Here is an 11,886-nt window from a genome sequence, read left to right as displayed (position 1 = left end):
AGATCAACGCTCTTAACATATTATAAAGATTTTACTGCTCTTTCTATTCTTTGAAGACCATCAAGTAACATTTCTCTAGGACATGCAAAGTTTATTCTTTGAAATCCTTGTCCACCGTTTCCAAATGTGTATCCATATTTAAATCCAATTTTCATTTTTTCTATAGCTAGTTGTTCTAGTTCCTTATCATTTAGTCCAAGTCCATTAAAGTCAAGCCAAGCAATATATGTACCTTCAGGCTTGATGAGTTTAACTTGAGGAATATTCTTTTCAAAATAATCAATCATAAAATTCCTATTTGCTTCTAAATACTTTATTGCTTCATCGAGCCAATCCTCACATTCATTATAAGCAACTTCAATAGCTTCTATAGAGAATAGATTTTTTAACAAAATTTGCATAGCATCTGAAACGAAATCATATTCTTCTCTTAATCTAGGATTTGGAATTGCAATAATAGTTGGCTTTAGTCCAGAAAGATTAAACCCTTTTCCAGGTCCAAATATTGTAACAGTACACATTTCTAATTCTTTTGATAAGCTTGCTATAGGGATGTGCTTATTTCCTGTAAATACAACATCTGAATATATTTCATCGGATAGGATTATTATATTATTTTTTAGACATATTTCACCAATACGTATAAGCTCTTCTTTCTTAAACACCTTGCCAACAGGATTTTGTGGATTACATATGATTATCATTTTTACTCTTGAGTCAATTTGTCTTTCAAGAGTATCAAAATCAATTTTATACTCTCCATCTTCATATAACATTGTATTATTTACAATATGTCTTCCATTAAGTGTAACAGAATTATGAAACCTATAATATACCGGGTCTTGTATGATTACTTTATCACCAGGCTTAGTAAAAGCATTAACTGCTACAGATACTGCAGGGATAGCTCCAGAAGAGTTTCTAATCCAGTCTTTTTGTATAGTCCAACCATTTCTTCTTTTTTGCCAGTTAATAATTGAATCAAAGAATGAATTTTCTCTAACTGTATAGCCATAGATACCGTGCTGCGCTCTTCTTATCATTGCTTCCTTAAGTGCAGGAGCTACTTCAAAATCCATATCAGCTTCCCACATGGGAAGTAGATCATTAGTACCATAATGTTCTAGCATACCATCCCATTTTTCTGAGTGAGTATTCCAACGATCAATAATCTGATCAAAATTATATTTCATAGCATTTCCTCCTTTGAATTATCACATCAAGCTTTCCTTATATAATAAGTACTTCCACAAATATTTACAGATTAATATATTATAAGTATTATTACATATTAATTATTATTGTATTAATTTATAATGAATAAGTCAATTAACGTGTTGTAGAATTATTAAATAATAGCTCATATAACGTATAAATACTGATAATTTGTTAATTATATCTTAAGTATGTTTATTATAATATTTAGTTGTATTATTTGGCAAAAAAAGAGGGACAATTAATGTATATATTGAATTAATGAAATAAAAAATAGTATAATTAATAGTACTATTATTTTATCTGTTATACTATAAATAGGAGAGGGGGATTTTATGATACTAGATTGGAAAAAAATACTTATTCCTTATCAACAAGCAGTTGAGGAACTAAAAGTTAAGTTTAAAAGTATTAGAAATGAATATAAGAGGATTGATGAATATTCGCCTATAGAATTTGTAACAGGTAGAGTAAAGGAAATTTCAAGTATCTTAGATAAAGCAAAAAAAAGGAATGTCCCGATTGATAAAATAGAAGAACAAATTGAAGATATAGCTGGTATAAGAATAATGTGTCAGCTAGTAGATGACATTGATAAGGTTGTAAATCTTATAAGAAACAGAGATGGTAAGGACTTAAAGATTGTTGAAGAACGTGATTACATAAAAAACATTAAGGAAAGCGGATATAGAAGTTATCATATAATTATAAAATATACAGTTCAGACTGCTTTCGGAGAAAAGGAAATTTTAGCGGAAATACAGATTAGAACGTTAGCAATGAATTTCTGGGCAACTATCGAGCATTCACTGAATTATAAATTCCAGCATAATATACCTAAAGATATACTTGAAAGGTTAAAAAATGCAGCTGAAGCAGCATTTCTGTTAGATCAGGAGATGTCAGAGATTAGAGATGAAATAATGGATGCACAAGAACTATTTATACGAAAGTCTACACTTGTTGCAGATATTCTAACTAAAATTCAAAATCTTTACTTTTCAGGAAAATTTGAGCAGGTTGAACAAATTCAAAGAAGATTTATTACGCTTCAAGAAAATGGTAATATTGCTGAATTAAAAAGCTTTAATAAGGAACTAGATAGTTTAATTCATGAAGAATAGAATCTTTTGTCCACTATATGTCTATTATGAGTTTATATTATCTGATAAAGGGTAATAATAAACATGCGAAAAATAATACATAGGAGTGATTTTAGTGGATAGAATTGAAGAGAATTTGAAGTATTTTATTGAAAAGTATGGAGATATATATGAAGCATATGAAAATTATGGGAAAAAGATACATTATGAAGGAGGTCCATTGGATCAGAAAACACGTTGGTTGATAAAAGTATCGACTTCAGCAGCATGCAAGCATCATTATTCAGTAAGAACTCATATAAGGAAAGCTTTAAAGAGTGGTTGTACAAGAGAAGAAATCGAACATGCACTTATGCTTGTGGCACCGACAGCCGGATTTCCTGCATTTATGGAAGCACTACTCTGTTTAAGAGAAGAAATAGACGGAGATGCATTATAGTAGAGAGCAGTACATGATTAATCAAGGTTATCATGTACTGCTTTTTTTATTCTGACTCTAAGCTACGATAGTTATGCCTTTATTTCTTGTTTTATTATGTTAGAGAAATTTAACGCTCTATTTTCAACCTCAGGTATTTTATTGATTGCACCTATATCATTAGCAGTTTCCATGATACAAAAATGTGGAGGTAACCTAAAAGTTTTATTTATATTTAAAGCACTAATTAACTGTTTAGCTATTGCATCACTACCTGAATTACCTGAAACGATTACCCCAAAGATGCTTTTATTATAGAATTTAGTTTTTCTGAATAATGCTGTGAGCCGATTAATAACTGCAGAAATATTGGCGGTTATAGAATCATTATAGTTTGGACAAATCCAAACTACTGCATCAGAGTTCAAAACAGCTGGATAAATTTCCTCGACCATAACTCCTCCATAAAAGCAGCTAGTTTGTTGGCCATAGTGTTTGCAAGTCTTATAGGAGCATCCGATACAATCACGAACAGTACCATTTTCTATATGTATTTCAGTTATATGATACTCACACAAGTGTTTTTTTACCATGTCCCAAAGCATCAGAGTATTTGATGTTTTTCGATTACTTGCATGAAGAACTAGTATTTTAGGACTATGTATAAGCTTAGAATTATCAGCTTTAAGCCTTTGACTAAGCTCTATGCATGAATCTAGACAAACATCAACAAGAGGCTTTTTAATTACCTTTTGAATTGTAAGGAAATTTCTTAATGACCCAGTGGCTTCGACTATTGGTCTGCCAGGGAAGCGACAGCCAAGCTGATTAGCAGTAAAAATGATATTCTGAGCCATAGTTTTTGTATATAGTTCATTGTTACTGTGAATTAGTACTGCTCCAGTAGAGCCATATAAGGCATTTTCTCCTTCGTTACATATCTTTGAAAGTATTTTAAGCAGAGTTACATTTATACCATCATTATTTAGTTCTACTGCAAAAACTATCGTTTTATTTGTTAGAACAGGGATGTTTTTTTCATCTTTTATTATTATGGTGTTCCAACCAGAGATGAAAGCATTAATCATATTCAAAAGAGTCTCAGATGGTTTTTCAGGTATTATCAAATAAAGGTCTTTCATATAATTTTCGCCAGCCCTTCATAAGATTTAACTAATCTTTTATACAATGAATCTGATAGAACAAGTCTCTCTATTTCTGTTCCAGATGGAGATAATCTGTTCTTAGCTCCCATATATACTCCTCCCATAAATGTGGAGCTATAATGCCATTCTCCCTTTATAGTAGATAATATTGATAGCGCTCCAGAAGACAATGCAGGTGCGATAAATGGTTTGTATCCAGCTTTTCTTATTTCTAGATTTGCGGTAATGGCTTGTTGTGTTAATTGTAAAGATAAGGTGTCATTGTAGTTATTAATACTGTTAGCAATTACTAAGCCATTTCCATGAGGACCAAAAGCTCTCCCTTCATTTTTGTAGTGATTAGTTTCAGGTGATAAAGAAGCGTAATAATTAGCTCTTGCATTCATAACACCTAGCCCATAACCTCTTATTTGCTCTGGAACAAGACCTTTATAGTCAATAATTCCGTTATTATTTTTATTACTATCAATAAAAGCAACTTTGCATAGCAAATCAACTGGGTCAGAAACAACTGCAAATATTCCTTTAAAATTTTTTTCTCTTGCTAATTTTGCATATTCACTTATTATTCTTGAGTTACTTTCGAGCTGTACCATCCTAACGTCTTTAACACTGCTTCCAACTGGAGGAACTTGCTGAGATGCACAGAAAACAAACATATCACAGTCAAAAATCTGATGCTTCGATATTCCTTTTACGATAGGATAAGAGTCGGCTTCAAAAGCAGCCATTATTTGATTGCATTCATACTCCCATCTTTTAACTGTCTCTTGTGATCTAGAATAGATACCAATAGTTGAAACGTGATTTCCTGATAAAAGTCTAAGTCCTGTAAGAAGCATGCCACCTACGTCACCTAAGCCTACTAGATTTATCCTCCAGGCTGACGGATACGATTGACTAAATACCTGTTCCCATGTACTATAGCTAGTATTTATAGATATAACCTTTCTAGATTTGATTTTTGATAAGATCCAATCTGGAATACTTTTATCTTCACGATGTTTTGCCCTGAGTAAATCTAAACCTTCTTTCTCCAGATATAAAAGTGATTCATCAGATATGCAGAAACTCCTCCTAGAACGTCCAACTTCCATTTTAGTTAGGTAAAATATTTTATTACATATCGCTTTTGCATGATCTTCTGTTACTTTTTGTAATTCTGGATAGTCACAAAGAGAAAAAGCAATTTCATTTTGTATTTTATAGAAATACATTCTAATCACTCCTAGTGTACTATTTTTTATCACTTTCTTCGTATTATATCTTCGACTCTTTTTAGATGCTCAAGATCATTTACTAAATATTGCGATGGCTTAAGATTTAAATCATATTCAATGTTTTTACCATGATCTGGACATCTTGGAGAGATGAAAACCTCACTTAAATGCTTAAGTGTGAAATTTCTCTCATTAGTTGCCTGATATTCTTTTTCGATAGTTGATAAAATATCAATTGCATTAACGATACATGTTTCAGATAAGTTGTAAATTGCATCATTTGAAGTATCTTTTATAAAAGTGGGTGAAGTATATGGCATAATAAAATTTATTGATGGAATTAGATTTCGTTGAGGATAAGCTCCTCTCCATACAGTATCTCCTCCTATAAAAGGATACATAGAATTTTCATTAAACCATACTCTAAGGTTTGGTATAAAATATGCACTATCAACCTCTCTATTTTGTATATCCATAAGCTCTTTTCCACGTCCAGACAGAATCCCTACTACTATCTTCTTAACATTAACTCTTTCTTTTTTTAGAATAGGGTCTATGGCTTTTATTCTATATCCTTTGTGAAGAAGATCGTCTACAAGTATAACTGGTTTGCTAAATGAATTAAGCATTTTTATTTGATTTTCAAGAGTCATATAGTAGGGATATGGACCTATGGTAAAGCTTTTAATATCAGGTGTAAACATTTTTTCTGTGTGCATAGATTTTGTAATAGTATTTGGGACTATAAGTCCTTTTAGGATTGAACCAAAAGGAACACACATAAGATTACCTAAATTTCTTGGTATAAGATGCTCAGTTGAAACATTATTTATTTGGCATATCTTTTCTATTAATGATTCATACAATGTATCTCTGTCAAATGATAATACGAGATGACCAGGATAAAGCTTTGTTAAAGCCCACTGCAGTCTCTTTCTGGATCTTAGTACGGCTTTTCTTACATTAGGATTGCTTCTAAAAGGCTCTTTTATAACTGTATCAACGTCTAGGTTAAGTGTACATGGTTTTGTCATATTGACTACAAAAACAGGACTCTTTTTATTGCTATTTGCTATTCTTTGAAAGCCATGAGATTCTAAAGTTTCATAGAATAAATTTGGAGTTTTGTAATCTAGTAACGGTTTGTATATTGCATAAGTATAGTCTTTAGCTAAACAAAATGATAGAGTTTCTGTTAATAGTATTTGATACAGATTGTAATAAGGTGCCGATTTATCTATATATATTCCATCTATTAAAACAATTCTACCAATAGCATTTTCTCGGATGTATTCAGAAATATTATGGTCTTTTAGCTGATTGAATAGCATACTAGTTCTTATCCAATGAAACATGGAAAAGCCTAGTATTTTGTTATTATCTTTTATGTTTCTAATAATAATGATTCTAGGGTTTGAGTTAGTACTTGTAAACTTAAACTTTTCTATAACTTGATGACTAACATTGAAGAACTGAGAGCACAGCGCATAGATCAGCTCTTCATCAATATTATCTACTACCTCAATATTTAAAGATTTAGTCTGAAGCAATGTCTTGTATTGAGGTTCTTTTCTATATATACCATACTCATATATATATTTTTGTGCTAAAGGATCAATAAGTTGTGAGATATCTCTATTTTCATCGACGTAAGTTCTTATCTGAGTAGAGCTTATGTCCTCATACTGAGGAGCTAGAGATAATCTTATTATATCTCCATCTATACTTTTTATAGCTTTATCAAGCTTTACATCATCAAGTTCAGTAGATATTGAACTTCTTCTTTCAAAAATTATATGCGAAAAGTTGTGTATAGAGTGTTTTGATTTTGACTTTTTATAGCTAGATGCATTTAATACAACATCACTCCCAACAACGATATATACGTCTGAATCAACAAATGATTTTCTTAAGCCTTCTAAATCAGTATTGTTACTAATGTTAACTTGTATGTCTTCAGGGAAAAGATGAATGCTAAGCTCATCAGCTATTGACATACTTATGATTTCTCTACGAAGTTTATGGGGTTGGGTTCGCTTTGACCATGAGAATTCATCTACAGCTAAATAAACTTCAAAGCCCAAATCTCGTATTTCTTTTGCGATCTCTTTATGACCTAAAGAGAAAGGATCAAAGGTTCCAGGAAAAAAAGCAATTCTAGGATTATGGTCTAAATTTATTTTTCCATAGAAAAATATGAAATCAGAGATAAATCTGTAAATGTGATTTAAGGAAGCTGAATTATTTAAAAATACAAGCTCATTTTCATCAATTTTAGCTATTAGCGTTAATATTTTTTTAGCAATAAGTTGAAATATACCATTTTTTTGCAATAAGGAAAGAGCTTGAGATCCAAATATTTCTTTACCAATTACTCTAAAGGCTTCTTGATTAACTTGGTCATCATAACTTACTAACCCATTTAATAGTATTCCTAACAGTTTAGATAGCCTTGCTTCATAGACTTTATCATTTTCTTTAAACCTATTTTTATATTCAGAATAGTGCTGAATAGTACTTCCAATAGTTTTAAGTAATAGAAAGTTAATTTGGGTACTTGATTGTTTTATTTTCTCGATAAAGTCATCTAATATTTCATCAAGTTCTACTGGGTGTAAATATAGCATTATCTTTCCTAGAACTGGAGGGATATATTTTGTGAACTGAAAGCCTTGCATTTCAAGGGCTCTTAGGAGTTCTACAGTTACATCGTTTCTTTCATCTAGTGAAAGTAAAGGAAATAGCTTAAGTAATGCTTCTCCTGCATGCGTTCGAACATTTTCAGTAGCACTTACTTTTATTAGATTGCAATAATGCATTGCTGTATGAAGGCCATTTTCCTTGGGATTGCTTATTGCTTGTTCTAATAAGAAATCAACATGAATTTTTTTTACAATCCAACTAGTTGCAGTTTTGAGATTTTTTAAGAATATATCTGAAATTTTTTGTTTATCCATATTATAAAAATTTAGGTATTGAATATGAAGCATACTATTGGGGTTCAATTTTTTTATAATACTATATTTTAAGAAATTTTCTGCCGATGTATCCGAATATTCTATTTTCTTTGAAAATAACTCGACTATTATGTCAATATAATTGTTAGTACTATCAATATTAGAAATTAGAAAGTCAATATTTTCTAGTGCAGATAGCCGCACATCAAGTTCATCGCAACTTAGCATTTTAAGAACAAAGTTGAAAGGTCTATCTAATGATATATTTATATACTTTTTGATTGGTATATGCTTTATTGTTTGTAATAGATAGAGCTTTGTATTTTCTTCATTGCTCATTATATTGTAAAAATAATCAAAAAGAATTTCGATATACTTTAAGCCTTGTTCTTCACTACAATCTTTAAATAATGAGAAAATCATATTGCTTAAGCTATATCCTATCCACTCTCTGTGTACTTCTATAATTTTATGATCAGGATATAAAAACATCTGTAAATATTTTTCAAATAAGCTATAGCTTGTTATGTCAGGAGTTTGTAATATTACATCGTTTGGAACTTCTTTTCTATATTCTTCATCAAATGTAGATATTAGTGTGCCAATTAGCTGAGCACATTGCTTTCTAATATCTTCTTCACTATGGATCAGAAACTCATAAAGAAAGCTTAAAGTAATGAGTTTTTGCTTCTGTGTTAGATATGTTGAATATTCTTCAAATATATTTAAATATCCTCTTAGCTTTTTCCAATCACTTTCAGACAATGCCATTTCTAAAATCGTATTTAAAGAAGCCTCACTGCTTAGTTTATCCATGAGATATATGTTATGACTAATAGCTATATATTTGATATTATCAATAACTTCTTGACCATGCATTAGTGAAAAGTATTTTTGATTTATTACAGGTAGTTTATTTTCAAAGATGTCTACATTTATGCCAATATTAATCATGTAATCCTCAAAATCTTTAAGTTTAGCATATACACGTCGATATCTCTTCTCTTTAGCTTCATCAACGTTATCAAGCTTGTTAAGTATTATTTCAAAAGACTCTCTAAGAGAATATATATACATTTCTCTATTTCCGTAGCTATTGATTTTATTCTTTACTCTGAAATCGGAATATATAAGAATCAGCGATTCTACAGGCAGATTTTCAAGTTCTAAGTCCCAAGTAGAGTGGTTTGTAGCAATATGACCTATATATTGCATATCATATTGATTAAACCATAGATCAGTATAATAATAGTGAAGATATGGAACTCTTTTAAGTTCATTAATATTACAACCATATTTGCCAATATCATGGCCAGCAGCTGCACCAGAAACTCGTCCTAAGTCTACTGGTAATCCAGACTTATATAATTGACGGCCAATATGAAGAGCTAAAAAATGAACTCCACATATATGGTCAAGAGTATTATGTTGTGTAATTTCCTGATTTAATTTCATCATCTCGTAAATATAATTATTTTGGAAGATTTTTTTAAACCTTCTATATTCGCTAGTATTGGTCAGCTTTCTTTCTTCTTCTGCAGACAGGAATATTAGTGGGTATTTTTTTTGACAAGAACTAGTATCGTAGAGTTTTTCAAAATCTAATAGAACTCTAAATACTTTTAGGTAGAATAAAGCAGCTTTGTTAGATGATTCATTGAAGGATATATTCACAGCATTTGGAAAAGACATGCTTAATACAAATTGATATATATATAACAACCAATCGTTTGGAGGATTATGGTTACTTAATTCATATAACATAGTATCACATAGACTTAGGGCTGCTTTACATCCATAGTCATTATTATGTATAAAAGATTTAATTTTGCATGAAAAATCTTTACTATATATGAAATTTGAGACATAATTTTTATCTAATAAAATTGTATTTAAAAAAGTCTCATCGAGTAAAACGTTTTCTATTTTCTTTTGGATTTTTTGGTAAAGTAGCTTACTCATCGTATACCTCCTATCTGTTTTCTTAATTTTAACACTTATAAATACATTTTTCCAGCTTTCTCTCATATACATATAAGGTGGTCAAGACTTCTTATTTAGGGGGTACTGCTTTATGTCATATTCACATTATAGAATAGTTCTTTATACTATAATATCTATTTTAATACTTGGAACAATAAAAACATCAGATGATAAAAAGAATTTTGAGTCAGAAAAACATACCAAAACTAAAATAACAGAAGACTTAAGAGTATGGAAACACAGAAACCTTCAAAACAAGCTTGAATCAGAGGAGAAGTTAAAGGATAATATGAAAAATCAGAATACTAAACAAGAAGCTAAGATCAAGTACGGATTAATCAATGATGAATTACTATCTAATATTAAGTCACAAGTTGAGATTAAAGATAGGTTATGTGAAGAGTATGATATAGATGAAAGCATTATCATGAAAGAAGGACAAGAATATAACAAAACTATTGGAATAACAACGTTTAGAGGAAATACATACAGGGATTCCGCAAGCTATGGCAATGCAGACATAACACAACGAAAGCTTGAAAAAATATGGCATATTCCAATAGGAGCAATAGATAGATGGACTGGAATAGGATGGAATGGGCAACCTGCTATTGTAAAATGGGACAAAGAAATACTTAAAATGATGAATATATTTCAAGATAAAAAAGACAAGTCAGATTTAAAAGAAGTTATTTATGGAGCTCTTGATGGGAAAATATATTTCATTGATCTTGAAGATGGATCATATACAAGAGAACCAATAAAAGTTCCAGGTCCAATAAAGGGAAGTGTTACAGTTGATCCAAGAGGCATACCATTATTATACGCTGGTCAAGGTATAAACAGAGTAAATGGTAATATTGTTGAAATGGGATATAGGGTATTTAGTTTGATTGACCAAAAGAAGCTATTTTTTATTAACGGAAGAGATACATTTGCGCACAGAACTTGGTCTGCATTTGACTCAACTGCACTTATAGATGAAGATACAGACTCATTACTAATATGTGGGGAGAACGGTATATTTTATAGAGTAAAGCTTAATACTGAATTTGATCTCAAACAAAATACAATAGATGTAAATCCTGAAGTGATTAAATATAGATATAAGATTTCAGGAAATAATTATCAAGGAATTGAAAACTCTGTAGCAGCTTATAGAAACTTAGCTTACTTTGCTGATAATGGAGGCTGGCTTCAGTGCATTGATATTAATAGCCTTAAGCCTGTCTGGATACGTGATGTTACTGATGATACAGACAGTACAATAGTGCTAGAGGAGAAGGGTGAAGAATTGTATCTTTATACTGCTTGTGAGGTGGATAAGCAGGGGACTAAGGGTAAAAGTTATATTAGAAAGATAGATGGACTATCGGGGAAATTAATATGGGAGCGTTCATATGTATGTGATTCAAAGCTTGGGACTAATCCTAATAACGGAGGGGCACTAGCAACTCCTGTAGTTGGGAAACATGGCTTAGGCAACATAGTTATATACAACTTAGCTAGATATGGTGGCTATAATAAGGGATTATTAGTTGCTTTAGATAAAGAAACTGGGGAAGAAGTATGGAGATTTGAGCTTAATAATTATAGCTGGAGTTCCCCAGTCGCAGTATACTCTAAGAACGGGGAAGGTTTTATTATACTATGTGATTCTGGTGGAAATATTCATTTATTTGACGGGAAAACTGGAACTCAAGAAGACAAAATTAATTTAGAAGCAAATGTTGAGGGCTCACCGGCTGTATTTGAAGATATAATTGTTGTTGGAACAAGAGGACAAAAAATATATGGGATAAAGATTAAATAATCTTTATCCCA

The 11,886-nt window shown here is 30.9% G+C and carries 7 protein-coding genes; 3 read left to right on the top strand and 4 right to left on the bottom strand.

All coding sequences use genetic code 11. The annotated features are described in order from the left end of the window. Positions 1-20: 20 nt before the first annotated feature. Positions 21-1,193 (bottom strand): MalY/PatB family protein, encoded by a 1,173-nt coding sequence (locus HNR33_RS01280; RefSeq protein ID WP_429079261.1) that lies wholly within the window; start codon positions 1,191-1,193, stop codon positions 21-23. 357 nt (positions 1,194-1,550) lie between these two features. Here HNR33_RS01280 and yjbM point away from each other — a divergent pair, with 357 nt between their 5' ends. Together yjbM and HNR33_RS01270 are read left to right on the top strand one after the other, a co-directional pair. Continuing rightward, on the top strand, positions 1,551-2,339 hold the full coding sequence (gene yjbM / locus HNR33_RS01275) for a GTP diphosphokinase (protein ID WP_429079260.1): 789 nt from the start codon (positions 1,551-1,553) through the stop codon (positions 2,337-2,339). Between the two features lie 94 nt (positions 2,340-2,433). Beyond that, the gene (locus tag HNR33_RS01270) at positions 2,434-2,757 is read left to right on the top strand and encodes a carboxymuconolactone decarboxylase family protein (protein WP_429079259.1); all 324 of its coding nucleotides are present in this window, start codon (positions 2,434-2,436) and stop codon (positions 2,755-2,757) included. 71 nt (positions 2,758-2,828) lie between these two features. Here the strand turns inward: HNR33_RS01270 and HNR33_RS01265 are convergent, their stop codons facing one another. From HNR33_RS01265 to HNR33_RS01255, 3 genes are read right to left on the bottom strand one after another with little or no spacing between them, the layout of a single operon-like run. Continuing rightward, positions 2,829-3,878 (bottom strand): flavodoxin family protein, encoded by a 1,050-nt coding sequence (locus HNR33_RS01265; protein ID WP_429079258.1) that lies wholly within the window; start codon positions 3,876-3,878, stop codon positions 2,829-2,831. Then, positions 3,875-5,119, bottom strand: a complete 1,245-nt coding sequence (locus HNR33_RS01260; protein ID WP_429079257.1) for a Rossmann-fold NAD(P)-binding domain-containing protein — start codon at positions 5,117-5,119, stop codon at positions 3,875-3,877. The genes HNR33_RS01265 and HNR33_RS01260 overlap by 4 nt, the downstream gene beginning before the upstream one ends. A 29-nt stretch (positions 5,120-5,148) precedes the next feature. Then, positions 5,149-10,041, bottom strand: coding sequence for a nicotinate-nicotinamide nucleotide adenylyltransferase (locus HNR33_RS01255; RefSeq protein ID WP_429079256.1), 4,893 nt, complete (start codon positions 10,039-10,041; stop codon positions 5,149-5,151). 112 nt (positions 10,042-10,153) lie between these two features. On the opposite strand from HNR33_RS01255, the gene HNR33_RS01250 reads away from it, so the two are divergent. Next, a complete protein-coding gene (locus tag HNR33_RS01250; RefSeq protein ID WP_429079255.1) occupies positions 10,154-11,875 on the top strand; it encodes an outer membrane protein assembly factor BamB family protein in 1,722 nt (573 codons plus the stop codon). Positions 11,876-11,886 lie beyond the last annotated feature (11 nt).

It is taken from the genome of Brassicibacter mesophilus (assembly GCF_050433385.1).
GTDB classification, from domain to species: domain Bacteria; phylum Bacillota; class Clostridia; order Tissierellales; family Proteiniboraceae; genus Brassicibacter; species Brassicibacter mesophilus.
The sequence above is the reverse complement of the archived record's forward strand: the minus strand, read 5'-3'. Positions and strand labels throughout refer to the sequence as shown.

Coding starts and splice junctions, on each gene's coding strand:
- HNR33_RS01255 (WP_429079256.1), bottom strand. CDS start 10,041: ATGAGTAAGCTACTTTACCAAAAAATCCAAAAGAAAATAGAAAACGTT.
- HNR33_RS01250 (WP_429079255.1), top strand. CDS start 10,154: ATGTCATATTCACATTATAGAATAGTTCTTTATACTATAATATCTATT.
- HNR33_RS01280 (WP_429079261.1), bottom strand. CDS start 1,193: ATGAAATATAATTTTGATCAGATTATTGATCGTTGGAATACTCACTCA.
- HNR33_RS01260 (WP_429079257.1), bottom strand. CDS start 5,119: ATGTATTTCTATAAAATACAAAATGAAATTGCTTTTTCTCTTTGTGAC.
- yjbM (WP_429079260.1), top strand. CDS start 1,551: ATGATACTAGATTGGAAAAAAATACTTATTCCTTATCAACAAGCAGTT.
- HNR33_RS01265 (WP_429079258.1), bottom strand. CDS start 3,878: ATGAAAGACCTTTATTTGATAATACCTGAAAAACCATCTGAGACTCTT.